At 57.2% G+C, this 22088-nt stretch carries 20 protein-coding genes and 1 pseudogene; 12 read left to right on the top strand and 9 right to left on the bottom strand.

Going from position 1 to position 22088, the window contains the following annotated elements; translation table 11 throughout:
• Window positions 1-82 precede the first annotated feature (82 nt).
• Window positions 83-2221, top strand: coding sequence for a catalase HPII (gene katE, locus CJF39_RS01165; RefSeq protein WP_094991777.1), 2139 nt, complete (start codon window positions 83-85; stop codon window positions 2219-2221).
• A 67-nt stretch (window positions 2222-2288) separates the two neighbouring features.
• On the opposite strand, the gene CJF39_RS01160 is transcribed toward katE, so the two are convergent.
• From CJF39_RS01160 to CJF39_RS01145, 4 genes are read right to left on the bottom strand one after another with little or no spacing between them, the layout of a single operon-like run.
• Window positions 2289-3005: a PA5502 family lipoprotein gene (locus tag CJF39_RS01160; RefSeq protein ID WP_094991776.1), complete on the bottom strand. Its 717-nt coding sequence runs from the start codon at window positions 3003-3005 to the stop codon at window positions 2289-2291.
• Window positions 3006-3042: 37 nt separating this feature from the next.
• On the bottom strand, window positions 3043-3831 hold the full coding sequence (znuB, locus tag CJF39_RS01155; RefSeq protein ID WP_094991775.1) for a zinc ABC transporter permease subunit ZnuB: 789 nt from the start codon (window positions 3829-3831) through the stop codon (window positions 3043-3045).
• A complete protein-coding gene (gene znuC / locus CJF39_RS01150) occupies window positions 3824-4612 on the bottom strand; it encodes a zinc ABC transporter ATP-binding protein ZnuC (protein WP_094991774.1) in 789 nt (262 codons plus the stop codon). Before znuC ends, znuB begins: the two co-directional genes overlap by 8 nt.
• A complete protein-coding gene (locus tag CJF39_RS01145; RefSeq protein ID WP_094991773.1) occupies window positions 4612-5094 on the bottom strand; it encodes a Fur family transcriptional regulator in 483 nt (160 codons plus the stop codon). Before CJF39_RS01145 ends, znuC begins: the two co-directional genes overlap by 1 nt.
• Before the next feature lie 66 nt (window positions 5095-5160).
• Between CJF39_RS01145 and CJF39_RS01140 the strand changes: the two genes are divergently transcribed.
• Window positions 5161-6081, top strand: coding sequence for a zinc ABC transporter substrate-binding protein ZnuA (locus CJF39_RS01140; protein ID WP_094991886.1), 921 nt, complete (start codon window positions 5161-5163; stop codon window positions 6079-6081).
• 68 nt (window positions 6082-6149) lie between these two features.
• Here the strand turns inward: CJF39_RS01140 and CJF39_RS01135 are convergent, their stop codons facing one another.
• Together CJF39_RS01135 and CJF39_RS01130 are read right to left on the bottom strand one after the other, a co-directional pair.
• The gene (locus tag CJF39_RS01135; protein WP_094991772.1) at window positions 6150-7100 is read right to left on the bottom strand and encodes a homoserine kinase; all 951 of its coding nucleotides are present in this window, start codon (window positions 7098-7100) and stop codon (window positions 6150-6152) included.
• 57 nt (window positions 7101-7157) lie between these two features.
• Window positions 7158-7448 (bottom strand): DUF2782 domain-containing protein, encoded by a 291-nt coding sequence (locus tag CJF39_RS01130; protein ID WP_094991771.1) that lies wholly within the window; start codon window positions 7446-7448, stop codon window positions 7158-7160.
• 74 nt (window positions 7449-7522) lie between these two features.
• On the opposite strand from CJF39_RS01130, the gene polA reads away from it, so the two are divergent.
• Window positions 7523-10291 (top strand): DNA polymerase I, encoded by a 2769-nt coding sequence (gene polA, locus CJF39_RS01125; RefSeq protein WP_094991770.1) that lies wholly within the window; start codon window positions 7523-7525, stop codon window positions 10289-10291.
• Between the two features lie 268 nt (window positions 10292-10559).
• Here the strand turns inward: polA and yihA are convergent, their stop codons facing one another.
• Window positions 10560-11204 carry a ribosome biogenesis GTP-binding protein YihA/YsxC gene (gene yihA / locus CJF39_RS01120; protein WP_094991769.1) on the bottom strand — a complete coding sequence of 215 codons (645 nt, stop codon included), beginning with the start codon at window positions 11202-11204 and terminating at the stop codon, window positions 10560-10562.
• A 215-nt stretch (window positions 11205-11419) separates the two neighbouring features.
• Here yihA and CJF39_RS01115 point away from each other — a divergent pair.
• From CJF39_RS01115 to CJF39_RS01090, 6 genes and pseudogenes are all read left to right on the top strand, one after another.
• Window positions 11420-11672 (top strand): annotated as a pseudogene (locus CJF39_RS01115) (c-type cytochrome).
• A 46-nt stretch (window positions 11673-11718) separates the two neighbouring features.
• The gene (locus CJF39_RS01110) at window positions 11719-12339 is read left to right on the top strand and encodes a c-type cytochrome (protein WP_094991768.1); all 621 of its coding nucleotides are present in this window, start codon (window positions 11719-11721) and stop codon (window positions 12337-12339) included.
• Between the two features lie 197 nt (window positions 12340-12536).
• Complete coding sequence (gene dsbA, locus CJF39_RS01105; RefSeq protein WP_094991767.1) at window positions 12537-13181, top strand: thiol:disulfide interchange protein DsbA; 645 nt, start codon at window positions 12537-12539, stop codon at window positions 13179-13181.
• Window positions 13182-13195: 14 nt separating this feature from the next.
• Entirely contained in the window at window positions 13196-14074 is an 879-nt protein-coding gene (locus tag CJF39_RS01100; RefSeq protein WP_094991766.1) for an endonuclease/exonuclease/phosphatase family protein, read from the top strand.
• The gene (locus tag CJF39_RS01095; protein ID WP_094991765.1) at window positions 14071-16101 is read left to right on the top strand and encodes a GGDEF domain-containing protein; all 2031 of its coding nucleotides are present in this window, start codon (window positions 14071-14073) and stop codon (window positions 16099-16101) included. The genes CJF39_RS01100 and CJF39_RS01095 overlap by 4 nt, the downstream gene beginning before the upstream one ends.
• A 56-nt stretch (window positions 16102-16157) precedes the next feature.
• Complete coding sequence (locus CJF39_RS01090) at window positions 16158-16934, top strand: N-acetylmuramoyl-L-alanine amidase (RefSeq protein ID WP_094991764.1); 777 nt, start codon at window positions 16158-16160, stop codon at window positions 16932-16934.
• A gap of 223 nt (window positions 16935-17157) precedes the next feature.
• Here the strand turns inward: CJF39_RS01090 and CJF39_RS01085 are convergent, their stop codons facing one another.
• Both CJF39_RS01085 and algB read right to left on the bottom strand, forming a co-directional pair.
• Complete coding sequence (locus CJF39_RS01085) at window positions 17158-18945, bottom strand: KinB sensor domain-containing domain (RefSeq protein ID WP_094991763.1); 1788 nt, start codon at window positions 18943-18945, stop codon at window positions 17158-17160.
• A 10-nt stretch (window positions 18946-18955) separates the two neighbouring features.
• Window positions 18956-20302 (bottom strand): sigma-54-dependent response regulator transcription factor AlgB, encoded by a 1347-nt coding sequence (gene algB, locus CJF39_RS01080; RefSeq protein WP_094991762.1) that lies wholly within the window; start codon window positions 20300-20302, stop codon window positions 18956-18958.
• A 436-nt stretch (window positions 20303-20738) separates the two neighbouring features.
• Here algB and CJF39_RS01075 point away from each other — a divergent pair, with 436 nt between their 5' ends.
• The 3 genes from CJF39_RS01075 (at window position 20739) to CJF39_RS01065 (ending at window position 21739) form a co-directional block, all read left to right on the top strand.
• Window positions 20739-21023 (top strand): hypothetical protein, encoded by a 285-nt coding sequence (locus CJF39_RS01075; RefSeq protein WP_094991761.1) that lies wholly within the window; start codon window positions 20739-20741, stop codon window positions 21021-21023.
• Between the two features lie 84 nt (window positions 21024-21107).
• Window positions 21108-21272 (top strand): DUF1328 domain-containing protein, encoded by a 165-nt coding sequence (locus CJF39_RS01070; RefSeq protein WP_019828122.1) that lies wholly within the window; start codon window positions 21108-21110, stop codon window positions 21270-21272.
• A 2-nt stretch (window positions 21273-21274) separates the two neighbouring features.
• The gene (locus CJF39_RS01065) at window positions 21275-21739 is read left to right on the top strand and encodes an inhibitor of vertebrate lysozyme family protein (RefSeq protein WP_094991760.1); all 465 of its coding nucleotides are present in this window, start codon (window positions 21275-21277) and stop codon (window positions 21737-21739) included.
• Window positions 21740-22088: the final 349 nt, after the last annotated feature.

Raw genomic sequence — 22088 nt, 5'->3', positions numbered from 1 at the left:
TAGAGCAACTCACATCCCATTTTGGGAGATTTGTCCACAAAGCCCGGCCCGTGGGGCTTTTGCCAACAAGGAGTGACGTCTGATGAGTACCAAAAAACCGTCTTCGAACAAGAGCCAGATGGCCGGCACCGACACCTTGGATCGTGGCAACACGAACGTCAAACTTGAAAGCCTGGAAAGCTATCGCGATGACGCCACCGATCAGGCATTGCGCACCAATCAAGGGGTGAAGATTGCAGACAATCAAAACACACTGAAAGTTGGCGCCAGAGGCCCTTCGTTGCTTGAAGACTTCATCATGCGCGAGAAGATCACGCACTTTGACCATGAACGCATTCCAGAGCGCATCGTCCACGCCCGTGGCACTGGCGCCCATGGCTACTTTCAGACATACGAAGCCCATAGCGCCTTGACCAAGGCTGGCTTCCTGCAGGACCCGAGCAAGAAAACCCCGGTATTTGTGCGCTTTTCCACTGTGCAAGGTCCGCGCGGCTCGGGCGATACCGTGCGCGACGTACGCGGGTTTGCGGTTAAATTTTTCACCGACGAAGGCAACTTCGATCTGGTCGGCAATAACATGCCAGTTTTTTTCATTCAGGACGCCATCAAGTTTCCTGACTTTGTACATGCGGTAAAACCTGAGCCGCATAACGAAATTCCTACAGGCGGCTCAGCCCACGACACGTTCTGGGATTTCGTTTCGCTGGTGCCCGAATCGGCGCACATGGTCATTTGGGCCATGTCAGATCGGGCCATTCCGAAAAGCCTGCGCAGCATGCAGGGCTTCGGCGTGCATACCTTCAGGCTGGTCAATGCCGAGGGTAAATCCAATTTCGTTAAATTCCATTGGCGCCCAAGTGCAGGCACCTGCTCACTGGTGTGGGACGAAGCACAAAAGCTCGCCGGTAAAGACACCGATTTCCATCGCCGCGATCTGTGGGAAGCGATTGAAGTGGGCGATTACCCTGAGTGGGAATTGGGGGTTCAAATCATTGCCGAGGAAGACGAGCATAAGTTTGAGTTCGACATCCTTGACCCGACCAAACTGATCCCCGAAGAGTTGGTGCCTATCACGCCACTGGGCAAAATGGTGCTTAACCGTAACCCGGACAACTTCTTTGCCGAGACCGAGCAGGTTGCGTTCTGCCCGGGCCATATCGTGCCTGGTATCGATTTCTCCAACGACCCGCTGCTGCAAGGCCGACTGTTCTCGTACACCGATACGCAGATCAGCCGTCTGGGCGGGCCGAACTTCCATGAAATCCCGATCAACCGCCCGGTAGCGCCGTTCCATAACAACCAGCGTGACGCACAGCACCGCAGCACCATCCATACAGGTCGGGCGTCTTACGAGCCTAACTCGATTGATGGCGGCTGGCCGAAAGAAACCCCGCCAGCTGCGCGCGATGGCGGATTTGAAAGCTACCCGAAACGCATCGATGCGAACAAGATTCGCCAACGCAGCGAGTCGTTCAGCGATCACTTCTCGCAAGCGCGGTTGTTCTTCCACAGCATGAGTAAACACGAGCAAGAACACATCATTGCGGCTTATAGCTTTGAGTTGGGCAAGGTCGAACGCGAGCATATCCGTGCGCGTCAGGTAAACGAGATTCTGGCCAACATCGATCTCGAACTGGCCAAACGTGTGGCCGAAAACCTTGGTCTGCCGGCGCCTAAAGCAGGCACCGTGGACGCCCGCAAAACCAGCGTCAGCCAGTCCCCTGCGCTGAGTCAGGCCAACCTGCTGCCAGGCAATATCAAAACCCGTAAAGTGGCGATTTTGGCTGCCAACGGCGTCGATGGTGCCGCGATTGATGCACTTAAGCAGGCGCTGGCGGCGGAAGGCGCGCATGCCAAGTTGCTGGGCCCGACTTCAGCGCCTGTGAAGACAGCTGATGGCAAAGTGCTGCCGGTGGATGCGTCAATGGGAGGCATGCCTTCCGTGGTTTTCGACGCCGTGTATGTGCCCGGCGGCGCCGCATCGATCAAAGCGCTCAGCGGCGATGGCGTAGCTTTGCATTACGTACTGGAAGCTTATAAACACTTGAAAGCGATTGCGCTGCACGGCGAAGCCAAGCAGTTGCTGGATGTGCTGCATTTGCAGGCGGATGAGGGGCTGTTGGTGCTCAAGGATGCCAAGGACCTCAAGGCATTCTTTGCTGCCATAGGTCAGCATCGTGTCTGGGCGCGTGAGCCGAAGGCCAAAGCAATCCCGGCATAAGGTGAGCCAAAAAAAAACGCGCTTGCAGAACCTGCAAGCGCGTTTTTTTACGTCGGTAGCCTGTCGATCAAGGCTTGCTTGGAATCAGCACCATTTGCGCGGGGACGTGGCGCACGATGTGGCGGTCAAGCTTGAGGTCGAACTCAGGGTCAAGTTTTTTAACCCGCTTGCTGATCAAGGTCGCCAGCCATGGGTAATCGGCTGTGCGCGGCACTTGCAGCGTGACGGCGCACTGATAATTGACGATGTCTTGCGCGATCAGGTCCAGTTGATGGCGAAGTTTCTTGATATCGGTGATGTTCAACGCAACAGTCGTGCTTTCGGCTGCCGGGTCGATGACCTTGGCCGGTGGGCGCGCTTCAGCCGCCTTGAGCGCGGCTTCGGCTTTATCCAGCTCGGCTTTGCGCGCATGGGCGATCGCGCTGTTGACGCCGCTAGTCAGGGCGGGCGCCTTGGGCATGAGGGTGCGAGCACGGCTCAACGCGGTGGCTGCCGCGTTCACATCGCCCTTTTGCAGGAAGATCTGACTGCGTTGCAGGTAGGCCTCAGCCAGTTGGCGCTGGTACTGCACCCACTGCGGGTCGTCCGGGGTTTGCGCTTGCAGGGTCGCCAATTCGTCTTCGGCGGTCGCAAGTTCGCTGCTGGCCAGGTTTTGCTCCAGTTGAGCGATGGCCGCGGCACGCTGTTGCTGCGCGAGCTGGTCGGCAGTCGGAGTGCTTTGGCAGGCGCCCAGCAGCACGGTAAATGCGGCAAGGAGCACGTAACGGTAGTTGAACAGCTTCATTCCTGCGGCTCTCTAAGTGCGCAAAAAACGAGCAAGTCTACACCCCTCGACGGGGCAGAACAAAACTCAGCAGAAACAGTGCAGCGGCACACACCACAATCGACGGGCCAGCCGGCGTGTCCTTGAACCACGACAGCGCAAGGCCACCACACACGGCCATCATCCCCAGCACACTCGCGCCAAGGGCCATTTGTTCAGGGGAGCGGGCATGGCGCTGAGCCGCTGCCGCCGGGATGATCAGCAGCGATGTAATCAACAGCACTCCGACAATCTTCATTGCCACGGCAATCACCACAGCAATCAACAGCATCAGGGTCATGCGCAGTGCGGCGACGGGCAAACCTTCGACCATCGCCAGCTCTTCGTGCACTGTAATCGCCAGTAACGGTCGCCACAATGCGACCAATAGCGCCAGCACCGCAGCGCTGCCTCCCACAATCCACATCAGGTCTGTCGGGCTGATCGCCAGCAGGTCACCGAACAGGTAGGCCATCAGGTCAATCCGCACTTCATGCATGAAGCTTAGTACGACCAGCCCGAGGGACAAGGTGCTGGGTGCGAGAATTCCGAGAAGCGTGTCTGAAGCCAGCGGTTGTCGTTGTTGCAAGGTGACCAGAAGAATGGCCAGCAACAGGCAGCCGACCGTCACGGCAATGGCCGGGCTGATGTCCAGCAAGAAGCCCAGGGCCACACCCAGCAGGGCCGCGTGGGACAACGTATCGCCGAAATAGGCCATGCGTCGCCACACCACAAATGACCCCAGGGGGCCTGCAACCACCGCCAAAGCCAAGCCAGCCAGCAGGGCGTAAAACAAAAAATCAGCCATGCTTGCAGCCTTCTCCATGAACGTGTGCGTGCGCTGTTGGAGCGCCTTCGGTTACCACAGAGCCATGCAAGTCATGGGCGTGGTCGTGATGGTGGTGATAAATCGCCAGGCTTTGTGCGTTTTTGCCGAACAGCTCGACGAATGCGGGGTCGCCGCTGACCTGCTCCGGGTGGCCCGAGCAGCAGACGTGACGGTTGAGGCACACCACCTGGTCAGTGGTGCTCATCACCAAGTGCAGGTCGTGGGACACCATGAGCACGCCGCAGCCGTGACGGTCGCGCAAACGGGTAATGAGTGCGTACAACTCGGACTGACCCGCCACGTCCACGCCCTGCACCGGCTCGTCGAGCACCAGCAGTTCAGGTTTGCGCAGCAAGGCCCGGGCGAGCAGCACACGTTGCATTTCGCCGCCGGAGACACTTTGTACCGGGCTGTCGATGACTTTTTCGGCGCCTACTTCTTTCAAGGCTTGCAGTGCCTGAGCGCGATCAACGCCCGGCACCAGCCGCAAAAAGCGCAGCACCGAGAGGGGCAGCGTCGGGTCGACGTGCAATTTTTGCGGCATATACCCCACACGCAGCTTGGGCTTGCGCCAAACACTGCCGTTCGTCGGTTTGATCAGCCCGAGCACCGCTTTGACCAATGTAGTTTTACCCGCGCCATTCGGGCCGATCAGGGTCACAATTTGCCCGGGTTCGACGCTCAGTTCGATATTGTCGAGCACGTTTTGCCCGGAATAGGTCACGGTGACGTGTTCAAGGCGAATCAATGCAGCGCTCATCAAGCCTCCCGGCAACCTGCGCACAGCCCGACCACTTCAACAGTCTGGCCTTCGACAGTAAAGCCGACATCCTGCGCGCTGCTGATAATCGCATCGCTGATGGATTTTTGCTCCAGCTCAATGGCTGCGTGGCAGGTGCGGCAAATCAGGAACTGGCCCTGATGCGGGTGCTCGGGGTGGCTGCATCCGATAAAGGCGTTGAGTGACGAGATGCGATGCACCAGGCCGTTTTCCAACAGAAAGTCGAGTGCCCGGTACACAGTAGGCGGCGCAGCGCGGCGTCCGTCTTGCTCGCTGAGTACGGCCAGAATGTCGTACGCGCCCAGCGGCTTGTGGCTCTGCCATACCAGCTCCAGCACACGCTTGCGCAATGCGGTCAGGCGCAAGCCCTTTTGCGCACACAAAGCATCGGCTTCGCTGAGGGCGCTGTGGACGCAATGGGAGTGGTCATGTGGGCGGCTGGCGAGGGGTGTAATAGGCATGGGCGGCGACGATTTCTGAGAGAGACGTTATTATGTTACCCGTTTCAACCACTTCGAGTGCTCATCGTGTCCCGTCTTTTTTCGATTTTTATTGCTTTCAGTGCCTGTTTGCTGGTGATCGGCCCGGCTCAGGCGGACGTTAAGGTGCTCACCAGCATCAAACCCTTGCAACTGATCGCGGCTGCCGTGCAGGACGGTGTGGGCACGCCGGACGTATTGCTGCCGCCCAATGCGTCGCCACACAGCTTCGCACTTCGTCCATCCGACGTACGGCGTGTGCAGTCTGCCGACCTGCTGTACTGGATTGGCCCGGACATGGAGGGCTTCATGCCGCGGGTGCTTAATGGGCGTGCAGCGCCGTCGGTGTCTGTACAGACCTTGCCGGGCCTTACCCTGCGTCACTTTACCCAAGACAGTCACTCCCATGATGAGGATGCTGCCGAGCATGATCATGATCATCGCCCCGGCACGCTGGATGCCCACCTGTGGTTGGCGCCCGCGAATGCGCGGGTTATCGCCGCCAAAATGGCGACTGACCTGAGTGAGAAAGATCCGGCGAATGCGGCGAAATATCGGCGCAACCTGAAAGCGTTCAACGAACGTCTGGATGCGTTGGATGCGCGCCTGAAGGCCCGTCTGGCGGGGGTCGCCGACAAGCCGTTCTTTGTCTTCCATGAAGGCTACGACTACTTCGAAAGTGCTTACGGCCTCAAGCATGCAGGTGTCTTTAGCGTCGCATCGGAAGTGCAACCCGGTGCTCAACATGTGGCTGCGATGCGCAAGCGATTGCAGCAAGTGGGCAAAACCTGTGTGTTCAGTGAGCCGCCATTGCGTCCGCGCCTGGCTGAAACACTGACGGCCGGGATGCCCGTCAAGTTGGCTGAGCTTGATGCGTTGGGCGGCTACACGCCGGCGACGGCTCAAGGGTATGAGCAACTGCTGGAGACGTTGGGCAACGACTTGGCGGGCTGTCTGGAAAGCTTGTAAGACGGATCTTTGTAGCCACTGTCGGGGCAAGAGGCGCTGCCTCGACAGTGATGACAAAAGCCGCGCGGTTACAGCGCGAACGGTAGGGCGATGCTGACCTTTTGGTGGGCAGCAAGACGTTGTTCGAACTCGGCCGGGTCGTGAATCAGCACGTCCTGGCCTGCAAATGTCTGTGCCGCAATCAGGCGCGACAGCCAGAAGCGTACACAGGCGACGCGCAGCAGGGTGGGCCACAGCTCGGCTTCGCTGGCGGTAAACGGCCGCAGCGCTGCATAGGCACCCAGCAAGGCGCGGGCACGCGGGGCGTCTATTTGGCCAGCGTCGTCTGCGCACCAGTCGTTCAGTGCAATGGCCACGTCGTACAGCATCGGCCCGGAGCAGGCGTTGTAGAAGTCGATCAGCCCGGTCAGGTGCGTGCCTTCGAACATTGCGTTGTCGCGGAACAGGTCGCCGTGCAAGTTGGCCCGTGGCAGCGCCAGAATCTGTGCCTTGCGCTCGCTGATTTCATCCAGTGCCAGTTGTAGCAAGCGGGCTGCATCAGGCGTCAGGTCTTTTTTCAGCGCGGGGCCTTCGGCCAGCATCCAGTCCAGGCCACGGTCCGTCTTGCGCTCAAGCACCTTGCCGCGGGTTGCCACATGCAAATGACCGAGCAGTTCGCCCACCTGCGCACAGTGTTGAGCATTGGCTTCGCGAATGTGTTTGCCCGCCAGACGCGGTTGCAACAGCGCGGGTTTGCCTTTGAGTTCACGTAAGGCTTGGCCATCCAGCGTGCGCAAGGCATAGGGCACCGGCAAGTCGGCGTCGTGCAGCACGTCCAGCAATTCAATGAAGAATGGCATTTCGTAGATGGGACCACGCTCAACCAGAGTCAGAACGTATTCGCCCTTCTCCAGGCTGATGAAGTAGTTGGTGTTTTCGCTACCCGCGGCAATCCCCTGGAAGTCGAGCAAACGGCCGAGCCCATAAGGCGCAAGAAAAGTTTCCAGCTCGGGACGAGCCAGTTGCGTGAAAACAGACATGGTTAAAACTGCCAGTACGGGCGCCGCGACGGCGCGGCGCCGATTAAAGTTAAGACGCTATTTCCATTCGAAAATCTTCCACGATGGAATCAGCATATCCGGCTGGTCGGAACGGATGTAATTGCCATCTGAACCATCAGCGCGTACCAGAAAGTACGGTTTGCCCCCTTTTGGGGTGACCTTGATGGCGTACAGGAAGCCGTTTTGACGGTACTCCTGGATGGTTTTATCGCCTTCCGTGCGAATGGTGACTTCCGGATCGGCGGAAGGTGCTTCATCTGCCGCGAAGGTTACCAGCGGAATGGCTGCAATCAAGCTGGTGAGCAACAGGCGATTAAGTGTGCGCATGATAACCTTGTCCCTTTGTCGTCATTGGTCCGGACATTCTAGCGCCGGACTCGCCGAAAAGGTTGATCCTGCTCATGAGCCAAGCACCCCTCGTCCTGGTGGACGGTTCTTCATATCTGTACCGCGCTTTCCACGCCTTGCCACCGCTGACCACGTCCAAGGGCCTGCCGACAGGTGCCGTGAAAGGCGTGTTGAACATGCTGAAAAGCCTGCGCAAGCAGTACCCGGACAGCCCGTTCGCGGTTGTTTTCGATGCCAAGGGCGGGACATTTCGCGATGACATGTACGCCGAATACAAAGCTAATCGGCCGAGCATGCCCGATGACATGCGCGTGCAAATCGAGCCCTTGCATGCGAGCGTGATCGCGCTGGGCTTCCCGCTGTTGTGTGTGGAAGGCGTCGAGGCCGACGACGTGATCGGCACGCTGGCGCGCAGCAGCGCCGCGGCAGACCGCCCGGTGGTGATCTCCACCGGCGACAAAGACATGGCGCAACTGGTCGACGGTCACATCACCCTGGTCAACACCATGACCGGCAGTGTGCTGGACGTTGAAGGGGTCAAAGAGAAGTTTGGCGTGACGCCCGAGCAGATCATTGATTACTTGGCGCTGATGGGCGACTCCTCCGACAACATTCCTGGCGTTCCGGGCATTGGCCCCAAGACGGCTTCTGGCTTGCTGGTGGGTGTGGGCGGCGGTCTGGTCGACTTGTATGAAAAACTCGACATCGTTCCGACGCTACCGATTCGCGGGGCTAAAAACCTGCCCGCGAAGCTGGAAGAACACCGGGAAATGGCATTTTTGTCGTATCAGCTGGCCACGATCAAAATTGATGTGCCGCTGGATATCGGCCTTGAGGACTTGCACCTCAAAGCGCCCGACTGCGACAAGCTGATCGAGTTGTACACCGAACTGGAGTTCAAAAGCTGGATCGCTGAAGTCGAGCGAGAAGCCAAACGCGCGGGCCAAGTGATTGTTCATGAAGAGCCGATGACGAGTACTGACAGCGAAGTGCAGTACGAAACCATCCTTGATCAGGCCAGGTTTGATGTGTGGCTGAAAAAGCTGCAGGACGCCAAGCTGATCGCTTTCGATACCGAAACCACGGGTCTGGATGCTCAGCAAGCGCAGCTTGTGGGGTTGTCGTTCGCAGTCAAGCCTGGAGAGGCGGCCTACATTCCACTGACGCACTCCTACATGGGCGTGCCTGAGCAACTGGACCGTGACACTGTACTGCGTGCGCTCAAACCGCTGCTCGAAGACCCGAGCAAAGCCAAAGTCGGCCAACACGCCAAGTTTGATATGAACATTCTGGCCAACTGTGCAATTGGCGGCGATCAGGCGTGCGGGATTGTGGTGCAAGGTATTGCCTTCGACACCATGCTGGAGTCTTACGTGCTCGACTCCACAGCCACGCGTCATGACATGGACAGCCTCGCGCTCAAGTATCTGGGGCACAGCACCACGAGTTTTCAGGACATTGCCGGCAAAGGCGCCAAGCAGCTGACGTTTGACCAGATCTCGCTGGAACAGGCCGGCCCCTACGCTGCTGAAGACGCAGACATCACGTTGCGTCTGCACAATGTGTTGCACGAAAAGCTGCTGGCGATTCCGAGCCTTAACCGTGTGCTTACCGACATTGAGATGCCGCTGGTGCCCGTACTGGCGCGTATTGAACGTCAGGGTGCCTTGGTGGATGCCAAGCTGCTGGGCGTACAGAGCGTTGAACTGGGCGACAAAATGGTTGCGCTTGAACGCCAGGCGTTTGAGATTGCGGGCGAAGAATTCAATCTCAGTTCCCCTAAGCAGCTGGGCGTGATCCTGTACGAGAAGTTGGGCCTGCCCATCATCAGCAAGACGGCCAAAGGCCAGCCTTCAACCGCTGAGGCTGTTCTGGCTGAACTGGCCGAACAAGATTTCCCGTTGCCGAAAGTGCTGATGCAGTACCGTTCGATGAGCAAGCTCAAAAGCACCTACACCGATCGCCTGCCTGAACAGATCAACCCGCGGACGGGGCGGATTCACACCTCCTACCATCAGGCAGTCACGGCGACAGGCCGTTTGTCCTCCAGTGATCCAAACCTGCAGAACATTCCGATTCGTACTGCCGAAGGCCGTCGGATTCGTCAGGCATTCGTTGCCCCACAAGGCTACAAGTTGCTAGCGGCGGACTACTCGCAAATCGAGCTGAGGATCATGGCGCACTTGGCCAAGGATGAAGGGTTGCTGCATGCCTTCCGCAATAACCTGGATGTACACAGTGCGACCGCGGCGGAAGTGTTCGGGGTTGAACTGAGCGATGTCACCACGGACCAGCGACGCAGCGCCAAGGCGATCAACTTCGGTTTGATCTACGGCATGAGCGCTTTCGGTCTGGCCAAGCAAATCGGGGTCGACCGCAAGCAGTCGCAGGCGTACATCGACCGTTATTTCGCACGCTACCCGGGCGTGCTTGATTACATGGAGCGCACCCGCACCCAGGCGGCTGAGCAAGGGTATGTCGAAACGATCTTCGGCCGTCGCCTCTACCTGCCCGAGATCAATGCGAAGAACCCGGCCTTGCGTAAAGGCGCCGAGCGCACCGCGATCAACGCACCGATGCAAGGCACGGCGGCTGACATCATCAAGAAAGCCATGGTGGCGGTGGATAATTGGTTGAGCGCCTCGGGCCTTGATGCGCGCGTCATCTTGCAAGTGCACGATGAATTGGTGCTTGAAGTGCGCGAAGACTTGGTGGATCAAGTGCGCGACGAGGTCCGTGTCCATATGAGCCAAGCAGCGGAGCTTGACGTGCCACTGGTGGTGGAAGTGGGCGTAGGCAATAACTGGGATGAGGCGCACTAATTTGCCGGATTGCCTGCGACTCATCGTCGCAGGCAATTTGCCATTAGTGCTGAAGGGTATTTGCTTAGATCAAAGAGTTTTTAGGCATCTGGAACTAAATCCTTCTTCACCACTCAGATCTGTTGAATGGGTGGTGAAGCCCTTCAATGCTCCTAATGTTGTGTTAAGTGTTGGCAGAATTCTGAACCCCGCCCTAGCGGTTCAGTACTTGAACCCCGAACTTCCCCCTCCCCATACGAAGTCCGGGGTTTTTTTTGCCTGCGATTTGTTACTCGCCTGCTTCCTCTTCGCCTTTATTGGGCAGTTCCATCCAGTTCGCAAGCACCGTGTAGGCTTCTTCCAGGCCCATGCGCTTGGGGGCGGAGAACATTTGGATAGTGACTGCGTCGCCCCAGCCTTTACGGATTTGCGACTGAACTTTGAGCAGTTCACCCTTGGCGGCACCAAACGTCAGCTTGTCGGCTTTAGTCAACAAGATGTGCATCGGCATGCCGCTGTGAACGGCCCAGTCGAGCATCAACTTGTCGAAGTCGGTCATGGGATGACGGATATCCATCATCAAAATCAAACCTTTCAGGCTCTCACGGCTCCCCAGATAGGCTTCCAGGTGGCGCTGCCAGTGGAGTTTCAACGGGATTGGCACTTTGGCGTAGCCGTAACCCGGCAAGTCAACCAGGCGGCGTTCTTCGTCGAGCTGGAAGAAGTTCAGCAGTTGCGTACGGCCTGGGGTTTTTGAGGTGCGTGCCAGGCTGGCGTGTGTCAGGGTGTTCAGGGCGCTGGATTTACCGGCGTTGGAACGCCCGGCAAATGCGACTTCAAAGCCTTCGTCGTCAGGGCATTGATCGACTTTGGCGGCGCTAAGCATGAATTTAGCCTGTTGGCACAGACCGAGAATGGGGTTCTTGAGTTGCATGGGATTTCCGATGTGAGCGGCGTCAGGAATGGACGCGGCGAGCAGTGTCGTTTCCGTTTCAGTGACGCCAGTATATAATGCCGCAGATTTTGTGTGCGCTTTGTCCCAGCGTAGGATGAAGTACACGGGAGCGATTGACCTAGGTTGCGCATTAGAACGCAGCAAGCTCCCAACCCTGAAAGGTCGTTTTATGACTGCTGGCTGTCGGTGTCTTGATGCCGCGAATAGCGCTCAGGCTACACAGGATCCGGAAGCCGTGTACAACCGCGTTTGTATTACCTGACGTTCTGGCCCGCGCCAACCGAACCGAAACCGGTCGTCGGAAAGCCTGAGACTAGAAAGAAAAAGGGTATGGAAGCGCTGGTGCAGCACGTGACCCAGGGTTTCAAGGCGATGCCGCCGCGTGGTTTGTGCATGGACTGCAGTGTCGAGGTTTACCGTAATGATCATCGTGTGATGAATGAGTGAACCCGGCCCATAACTCTTTAACCCTTAGCCGTAGTTGGATTAGCTGATGAACAAATTACTCGTGAGTCTGCTGTTGACCTTGGGCGTCACCGGTGTTGCCCAGGCTGCAGGCACTGCTCTTGTGGGCGATGCTGCTGCCGGTCAGGCAAAAACCGCTGTATGTGGCGCTTGTCACGGTCCCGACGGCAATAGCATGGCGCCAAACTTCCCGAAACTGGCCGGGCAAGGTGACAAATACCTGCTCAAGCAGTTGCACGAAATCAAGGATGGCAAGCGCACGGTGCTGGAAATGACCGGCTTGCTGACCAACCTGAGTGATCAGGATCTTGCGGACATCGCCGCGTACTACTCCAGCCAGAAGAACACGGTGGGCGCTGCCGATCCTGCTTTGGTCGAACGCGGTCAGGCACTGTTCCGTGGTGGGGATATTGAGAAAGGCTTGCCTTCCTGCACCGGCTGCCACTCGCCTGACGGTCAGGGCAACGCGCCTGCCGGCTTCCCGCATCTGGGCGGCCAGCACGCGGACTATATTGAGAAGCAACTGACCAATTTCCGTGAAGGTGAACGTACAAACGACGGCGACACCATGGTCATGCGCAGTATTGCGGCCAAGCTGAGCAACAAGGACATCAAGGCCCTTGCCAGCTACATTCAAGGTCTGCACTAAGGTTTCTAGGGTCGGGCAGCCAGCGCAGAAGCAATGGCAATGTTAACGATCGTTTAATCCTTGAGTGTGAGTTTAAAAGGGCAGCGTAGGCTGCCCTTTTTTATGGCATCTGCCGTTACACTACCGAACTCAAGACTGCACGGGCCTGTCTGAATACAGGTCACGTGACAGCGACCTTATTTGTCCAGGAGTAAAGCATGCGTAATCTGATCCTCAGCGCCGCTCTCGTCAGTGCCAGCCTGTTTGGCATGTCAGCCCAAGCCGCCGATGTGCCGCTTGAAGCGGGTAAAACCTACATCGAGCTGGCTAATGCTGTTCCGGTCGCTAAGCCTGGCAAGATCGAAGTTGTTGAGTTGTTCTGGTACGGCTGCCCGCATTGCTACGCGTTTGAGCCAGTGGTTAACCCATGGGTCGAGAAGCTGCCTGCGGATGTGAATTTTGTGCGTATTCCTGCCATGTTCGGCGGCCCATGGGATGCTCACGGGCAACTGTTCCTGACCCTTGAAGCCATGGGTGTTGAGCATAAAGTGCACAATGCGGTGTTCGAGGCTATCCAAAAAGAAGGCAAGCGCCTGACCGATCCTGCTGACATGGCTGATTTCTTGGCCACTCAAGGGGTAGACAAAGACAAGTTCCTGGCGACGTTCAATTCGTTCGCCATCAAGGGCCAGATCGTCAAAGCGAAAGAACTTGCCAAAAAGTACGAAATCACCGGTGTTCCAACCATGGTCGTCAACGGCAAGTACCGTTTTGACCTCGGTACTACAGGCGGCCCTGAGAAAACCTTGAACGTTGCAGATCAGTTGATTGCCAAAGAGCGTGCGAACAAGGTTGAGCAGTAAGGAGCGCCTTGCTCGTGCGGCGCTGGAAAAAAGAACGCATCGTTGGCCTGCATGAACCGCAGGTCAATGAAGACCATCTGGCAGCCCGCGGGTTGCCGGACGATCGTCGTTTGCGTTTGCTCAGCTTCAATATTCAGGTCGGCAACAGCACTCAGGGTTATCGTCATTACCTGACCCGCAGTTGGCAGCACGTGCTGCCGCACAAGGGGCGCACAGGCAACCTGGACAGAATCGGCAACGTATTGAGCGACTTTGATCTGGTTGCGCTGCAAGAGGCGGACGGTGGCAGCCACCGTTCCGGCTACATCAATCAGGTCAAGTATCTGGCCCAACAGGGCGAATTTCCTTACTGGTATCAACAACTCAATCGCAATCTCGGTCGCCTGGCCCAGCACAGCAACGGGGTGCTCAGCCGCTTGCGTCCTACTGCGATTGAAGACCATCCCTTGCCCGGCCCTGCGGGTCGAGGCGCGATCCTCGTGCGTTTCGGTGAAGGGGCGGACGCTCTGGTCGTCGTCATGATGCACCTGGCGTTGGGTACCAAAACCCGCACCCTGCAACTGGCGTATGTGCGCGAGCTGATTGGCGATTATCAACACCAGATATTGATGGGTGACATGAACACCCATGCCAGTGATCTGTTGCACACGTCGCCATTGCGCGATTTAGGATTGCTGGCCCCGCAAATGGAGGCCACCTTCCCCAGCTGGCGTCCCCAGCGTTGTCTTGATCATATTTTGCTCAGTCCAACCTTGACCCTGGAGCGGGTTCAGGTGCTGGACCAGCCCATTTCAGACCATTTACCGGTCGCGGTTGAAATACGTTTGCCCGGCTCGGTGGGTGTCGACTCACTGCCCGCGTTGAGTTCCCCCGCCAGTGAGCCCCCTGCATGACCGCCGACGACGCCAAGCGCTGGAAAGAGAAGTACCTTAAAAGTATCGAACAACAAGAAAAACTCGAGCGTCGCTGGAATGCACGCCTCGACTTGCTGCGCCGTGGGCTGGTGCGCAGTACGTTGGCCGCCGAAGGTTCTGATCGTACAGTCGATCAGTGCATGAAAGAGATGCGCGAGGCGGTGCGCACGGACGAAATGGACGCCGCGCTGGCGGCCCTTATGCCTCGCCTTGAAAAAGCCGTGCTCGACTCTGAGCAGCGCCGGGAAACCCGGGTCGAACAGATCAGTACTGCGCTCAACACGCTGGTGAATCAGTTGCAGGCGCTGCCCTTGCCCAAGGACGTCAGAAAGCCCCTTAAGACCTTTGCCAAGCAACTCGACAGCCGCGTGACTCAGGCGCGTGAGATCCCGCTGCTTTTGGGTGAGTTGAGTGCTTTGCAGGGGCAGGCGCTAGCGCCTCAATTGAACGATGCAGAGCCGCCGAAACCGGGCTTGCTGCAACGTTTGTTTGGCAGCGCCGAGGCTGAAAAGACTGCACCTGAGCCTGAAACGCCCGGCCCTCAGCCAATTAGCGCCGCCCCGGAGCTTCTCAGTGCAGAACCCGTTCCATTGCACTCTGCGCCTGCTGGCGAGCCTGCACCTGCACCACATCACGAGGTTGAAGTAGCCAACGTGCCGGAGCAGGCACCCGAGCAACCCCAGCCCTCGGCCATTGAAGCCGAAATCCTGTCGCTGCCACCGCTTGAGCCTGTCGCACACGTTGCAGGTGCCGAGGTGCCCGAAGCGATCGCAACCGAAGCAGATGAGGCGTCGAGCGGCGCGCTGGAGTCGGTGGTCGCCCAGGCTGAAGCCGAGCTTGTCCAGGCGCAGACACCACCCACTCCAGCATCCCCGGCCCTCGAACCTGAACCTGACGCGCTTGAGCAGGCAAGCCCTGAAGAAGACCCGGTTTACGCGCTGCCCGACACCCCTGAGCCCTCCTACAGCTCGGTCGCGACACACATTGAATCAACATTGCTGGGCCTGTTGAATGATCTTTCGTTGCCCGAACATCATCGGCCGCAAGCTGAAGCCATGCGCAGCCGTCTCGAAAAAGGGTTGAACTGGTACGAATTGCTGCCCATCCTCGACGATCTTGCGGTTTTGATGCTGGCCATTACGGACAGCGGTCAGCATGAGTTCGAAGCCTATCTCAAGCAATTGAACGAGCGACTCGAGTCCTTTCAGGGCAACCTTCAAGCCGCCAGCGAAGGCCATGCTGAGGGGCGTACCGCAGCGGATGACATGCACACCCAACTGCGTGAGCACGTTGACGATCTGCAGAACAGCGTGCAAGACGCCGCGGACCTGAACAGCCTTAAACACATCCTTGAAAGCCGGTTGGAAGGGTTGCTGGGCACTATGGACCAGCATCAGCAACAGCGCGATGCCCGTGAGCAGGAAGTGGCTGCCCACCTGCAAGGCCTGGCTGAGCGTGTAGCGCATATGGAACAAGAAGCCCAAGGCTACCGCGAGCACCTTGAAGAGCAGCGCCAAAAGGCCCTGATCGATCCTTTGACCGGCTTGCCCAACCGGGCGGCGTGGGGCGAGCGACTGGCCCACGAGGTAGAACAATGGCAACAGCACGGCAACATGCTGCTGGTGGCTATGCTCGATCTGGACCACTTTAAGCGCATCAACGATGGCTATGGTCATTTGGCGGGCGACAAGGTTTTGAAGATCATCGCCACGCAATTGCGTAAACGCTTGCGCCCCAACGACTTTATTGCCCGCTTTGGGGGTGAGGAATTCGTCCTGTTGATGCCCGCTACGGCCCTGGCTGTGGGGGTGCAACTGGCCAACAAGTTACGTGCTGCAATCGAGGCATGCCCGTTTCACTTTAAGGGTGAGCCCGTGACCGTCACGGTTTCAATCGGTTTGGCCGCATTTAAGCCCGGCGAACGCAGTGACCAAGTCCTTAAACGTGCAGACGAAGCGCTTTACCGGGCCAAGGCGGCGGGTCGCAACACCATTGAACAGGGTTAAACGCCAGCCTTACGTTATGCTGTTGCCTGTCTGCCTCTAACGTTAAAGCTCAAGCCATGAAATTTATCACCCTGATCTTGTCTGCCCTGCTGCTGGCCGGTTGTGCCAGCGGGCCACGCATGGACACCAATCATCCGTCGGTCAACTACGACAGCCGTGTGCAGTTCATCGTGCTGCATTACACATCCACCTCGCTGGAGCGCTCGCTAGAGTTGCTCACCCATGGTCCTGTGAGCAGCCATTACCTGATAGGCGACACCCCGCCGACCCTTTACAAGCTGGTGGATGAAAACCAGCGCGCCTGGCACGCCGGCGAAAGCCAATGGAAAGGCCGCACCTGGCTGAACTCAAGTTCCATCGGCATTGAAATCGTCAACAAAGGCTTCCGTGACACGCCTCAAGGCCGCGTCTGGTACCCGTATACCGAAGGTCAGATCCAAACCCTGATCGCTCTGCTCAAAGACATTTCCACGCGTTACAAGATCGACCCGCAAAACATCATTGGCCACAGTGATATCGCACCGACGCGCAAGCTCGATCCCGGGCCGTTGTTCCCGTGGAAACGTTTGGCAGAGGCAGGCTTTGGCGTTTGGCCTAATGCCCAGGCAGTGGCTCGCGCTCAGGCCGTGTATGCGCGGCAACTGCCGAGCATTACCTGGTTTCAACAGCAATTGGCCTTATTCGGTTACGAAACCCCGCAAACCGGAGAGCTGGACGTCGCCACGCGGCACGTTCTGGCAGCGTTCCAGATGCGCTTCCGGCCCACCCGCTTTGATGGCACTCCGGACGCAGAAACAGCAGCTATTTTGAATGTGCTGAACACCACCAAATAGCCTCAGGAACAGGGTTTGGCTTCAAGATGCTGTATCAACCATCAGCTGATCTCAACATTCGATTTGGTGGATGACTTTGGCACCGGCTAAAGCAGTCTGGTGTACCTGCGCACCTTGCATCGATAAGGTGTTCATTGATGCATTGGATTACACGGCCAGCAGTGGCGTAGTACCGCACATCATCGGCATGACCCGCGCCGTGCACATGACGTGTGAGCGGCGCCTATATAGGTAGGGCCATATAGAACTGCGTACCCTGGCCGGGGCGAGAGTAAACGCCGATTCGCCCGCCGTGCAATTGCACAATTTCCTTGCACAACGCCAACCCCAGCCCGGCGCCGCCTTTCTTGCGCCCTACTTGTACGAAAGGCTCAAAAATACGGCCTTGCTGGCTGTACGCGATGCCTTCGCCATTGTCCTCTACGCTGATAATTACCCGTTCGCCATGGCGTCGCGCTTGCAGTCGGATCTGACCGCCGATGGTGGTATGGCGTAAGGCGTTGTCCAACAAGTTGTCCAGCACGCGCTCCAGTTGGGCCTGATCGGCATTCAGGCGCGGCAGCGGCGTTTGCAGGTCAATCAGGATCTCGACATCTTTGGCCGCCGCCCGATCATCAAAGCGCGCATGCGCTTGATCGAGCATCTCGTGCAGATCGCAGGGGGCCAATGTCAGTTTTTGCATGCCGTTCTGGTAGCGAGAGAAGTTCAGCAAGTCATTGATGAGCTGCATCAACCGCTGCATTTCTTCATTCACCGTATTGAGCAAATCGGCTTCTCGCGATTGGGGACCGAAGTGCGCCCGCTCCAGAAACAGGCCAAAGGCCATGTGCATGCCGGTCACCGGTGTGCGCAACTCGTGCGAGGCCCGCAGGATAAACTCACTGCGAACGCGCTCAAACGCCCGCTGCTCGGTGACATCATGCAGCACCATCACCGCACCCAGAATTGGTCCATTGGGCTGGCTTACCGGGGTCAGGCTGTACGTCAGCAGGCGTGTTTCGCCTTCAATGTCGACGCTCAGGTCTTCGGGCAAGCGTTCCAGACTGCCCCCGCGCAGCACTGTGAGCAATTGCTGATCCAGCTCCGGCCGGCTCAGTGCTTCGCCCAGTCGCTGGCCCAATCGCCCCTCGTCCCAACCTAATTGGCGCTGCGCGACCGGGTTCAAGTGTTCCAGGCGACCTTCCTGATCGATCATCAATAACCCGTCGTCAATGCTGTCGAGCACGGCTTGCAAACGTTGCTGGCCTGCCAGCAGTTCATCAACGTTGGTTGCCTGATGCTGGCGCAAAGCCTCCGCCATAATCCCGAAGCGACGTGTCAGCAGGTTCATCTCGGTGGCAGATGAGAGCGGTAAGACCACCTCGAAATTGCCTTTGCCGATGTTGTCGGCCGCTTTGGCCAAGGCCTCAATAGGCGCCCCAAACCGACGGGCGATGCCATGGGCAGTAATGAAGCCGATTATCAGCACGGCGATACCAACCAGTCCGAGTACAGTCGCTATCACCATCGCCCGATCCCGTGCCTGCGCCTGGGCGGTATTGATCGTTTCCAGCGCTTTGCGGTGCTCGTCAATCAGGCCGTTGCGCAGGGCATTGAAGCGCTGAGTGAGTTCATTGTCGTTGCTCAGGCTTATGCCCTTGTGATGCGGCTGGTTAAAGGCTTGCATGAAGCTTTCATAATCTGCCCGGGCTTTGGCAAACCCGCTGGGCAAGTCATGTTTACGCTCGTGCTCAATGCCCTCATTGAGCAGTTTCATGTACTGCTCGGACGAGGCTTTAAGCGCTGGCGTATCGGGCTCGTTATGCAGCATCAGGATCAGTTGATCGCCCAGGGTCTGGCGAAGCTTGAGACCCAGGTCCAGGGTGATGAAGTTATTGCGGATCAACGCTTCCTGGGTTTTAGCCATTTGCATCACGCCGAACACCCCGAGCACCAACCCCATCAGCGCCACAGTAATCAGCGCAGAAATACTCAAAAACAACCGTGTTCGTAGCTTGATCGCGAGTTTCATCGAAGAGTACTCACAGGTTGTACTGCTTGCGTTTGCGGTACAACGTAGATGCATCGATACCGAGGGTTTTGGCCGCTTGATCGAGGGTGTCACTGGTCGCCAGAACAGCGCCGATGTGCGCTTTTTCCAACTGGTCGAGGCTTAAGGCAGCTCCGATACGTGGGGCGTTGGGTGTGGTTTGCTCGGCCATGCCCAAGTGACTCACTTCAACCACTTCTTGTGGGCAAATGATGCTGGCGCGTTCGACCACGTTGCGCAATTCGCGAATATTGCCTGGCCATCGGTAATTGGCCAGCGCCTGACGCGCCTCCTCGCTGAAGCCCCGTGCGGGCCGTGCATACTCTTTGACGAAACGTGCCAGAAAACGGTCGGCCAGGGTCAGAATGTCTTCGCTGCGCTCGCGTAAAGGCGGCAAATGCAAAGTGATGACATTCAAGCGGTAGAGCAAGTCCTCCCGGAAACGGCCCTCGCGCACCATGTCTTCAAGGTTGAGGTTGGTGGCCGCCAGAATGCGCACATCGGCACGCCGTGTAACCGGGTCGCCGACGCGCTCATATTCTTTGTCCTGAATGAAACGAAGCAGTTTTGGCTGCAACGCCAGCGGGAAGTCACCGATTTCATCCAGGAACAATGTACCGCCGTCTGCCTGATTGACGCGGCCCAAGGTGCTTTCGCTGGCGCCGGTGAACGCGCCTTTGGTGTGGCCGAACAATTCGCTTTCCATCAGTTCGGCCGTCAGCGACGGGCAATTAATGGTGACGCAGGACTTCTTCGCCCGTTTGCTCCAGCCGTGAATGGCGCGAGCCAGTTCACCTTTACCCGTACCCGACTCACCCAGAATCAGGATATTGGCGTCGGTGCTGGCGACCTGCCGCGCTGTTTCCAGCACGACCATCATTGCCGGACTGTGGGAGTCCAAGCCGTCTTTAGGCTTGCGCACTTCCCCTTCCAGCGCCTCCAGGCGTGCCGATAGCTGACGCACTTCAAGTTGCTTGGCCGTGGCCAGCCGCAGTTGATCCGGGCTGCACGGTTTAACCAGATAGTCCGCCGCGCCTGCCTGAATCGCGTCGACGGCGGTGTCTACAGCGGAATGCGCGGTGACGATTACCACGCGCATCCACGGCGCTTGAACCCGCATCTGGGCCAGCACATCCAGGCCGTTGTCCTCACCCAGGCGTAAGTCCAGAAAACACAAATCAAATACTTGGCGTTGCAACAAAGCCTCGGCCTGCGCGGCGCTGTTGGCCGTCGCAACGGTGTAACCCTCATCTTCGAGGCAGTAGCGGAATGTACGCAGGATGGCGGACTCATCGTCGACCAGCAGAATGCGGCCCTGTTGCTCTTTGGCTGACTCCATTTCCTACGTTCCTTAGTAAGTGATGTTGGTTAGTGTCGGAATAATCGGGCAAGTTGCATGATTTTTCACGAATGATTGAAAGGCTAGCAGGGTAGCCACTTGCCTGCATGCTGTAACTCACTGATTTCAGGCGATTTTCAGTGGCTGCGGCGGTCAATTACTCCTACTAAAACAATTGCATTGTGCCATCCCTTCCTGCCACGGGTTGAATGCGAGCAGGGTCAGTCGTGCATAACGCCCGACCCAACATCTCTGCATCGTGCAGGATGCTCGCTCAAGCAATTGCCTATCTCTTTTAACTTATTGATTTATAAGGTTTTTATTCGAATTTAAAACTTGGCATGCAGACTGCAATAACTCCTGTAACGCAGTCTTCCAGCATTCAACGCTGGCGGTCTCAACCCAACAATGACCACCGAGTGGCAGGAGTCTGAGCATGAATCGTCTAGGTCTATCCCGCATTCGCCTTTCTTCGCTTCATCTTCAACAAGGCCTGTTCGCCAGTTTGGCGCTTCTGGTCACGTTGATCGGTGGTCAGCAGCTCGTACGTTTTGAGCATGCGACACAACCTGTACAGACTGTTTTGCACCAACCCGCCCAGCAGACGCAATTCAGTGCGATCGGCTCGAGCGCCGAGGTGATCTCCGGTTACGCCCTGACAGCGGCCGATGAGACGCAAATCGCAAATACCGAAGTGCCGCAGGAACGTTGGGTGTTTTAAGTGTTCACAACCTTGAGACCCTTTCGGGCTTGAGACGCTGCATCGAGATCGACACGCTTTCCCACAGTAATAAGGAGAATCACCATGTTGAGTTGGGCAATTACCTTTCTGATTATCGCCATCATCGCAGCCGTTCTGGGCTTTGGTGGTATCGCGGGCACCGCCACCGGTATCGCCAAAATTCTGTTCGTCGTCTTCCTGGTGATGTTCGTGGTGTCCTTCATCTTTGGCCGCCGCGGTCGAGGATAACCATGTTTAACCGATCCTTTAAGGCAATGGCCGCTGCCCTGTTGATGGGCGGCAGTGCCATGGCGCTGGCAGCCAATGATGGCCAGTCCCGTGCCAACGACCTGTTAAATGACCCCGCGTACCGGGACACATGGCAAGCCGTGGTCAAAAAGGAAGAGCGCCTTCCGGAATGGGTGATGAACCTGTCGGGAAGCGCCGAGCAGATGAACGCGTTGACTGAAGATGGCGATGCCTACCTGGTCGGGCCTCTTTGTGAAACCGCGCAGACCTGTTTGAACAAGCGTCTTATTGTGGCGGTCAGCCTCGACAAGAAGCACGCTTACGGCATGTTGGTCGAAGTGCCAGCAGGTTTGCCGGCTGATAAGTCGCCGACGCGTCATGCCGATTATCGATTCTTGGGTCAGCCTGATGCCGGTATGCAAGCACTGCTAAAAGAACAATTGAAGAAAGACCCTAACTGGTACTAACCCGTTGGGCAGTTTCTTCAGCTGTTGATGAGTAAAAAAGCCAAGGTTATGCCTTGGTTTTTTTTCGTCTGAAAAGTCTTCTTTTTATTCGTAAAACCTTACTGTGACTCAAATTTTTGAAAAAAATGTGGCTTCAGCGACCCTTGCGGACGTCGACCTTCTATCGACTAATAGCAAAATGATTACTTCTCTATAACCGATTTATGTTGTCGGATATTTCTGAGGTGCGGACGTATTTTTAGGCCGCGTCACAGCTGTAAAAAGACCTTGAAACAGCCGGTCTGCGGCGGTTATGTCGTCTATTCTCTGTCTTTATTGCTCCCTGCGTTTAAGGTCTTGTCGGACAATA

Source organism: Pseudomonas lundensis (assembly GCF_002269125.1).
Lineage (GTDB): Bacteria > Pseudomonadota > Gammaproteobacteria > Pseudomonadales > Pseudomonadaceae > Aquipseudomonas > Aquipseudomonas lundensis_A.
The sequence above is the reverse complement of the archived record's forward strand: the minus strand, read 5'-3'. Positions and strand labels throughout refer to the sequence as shown.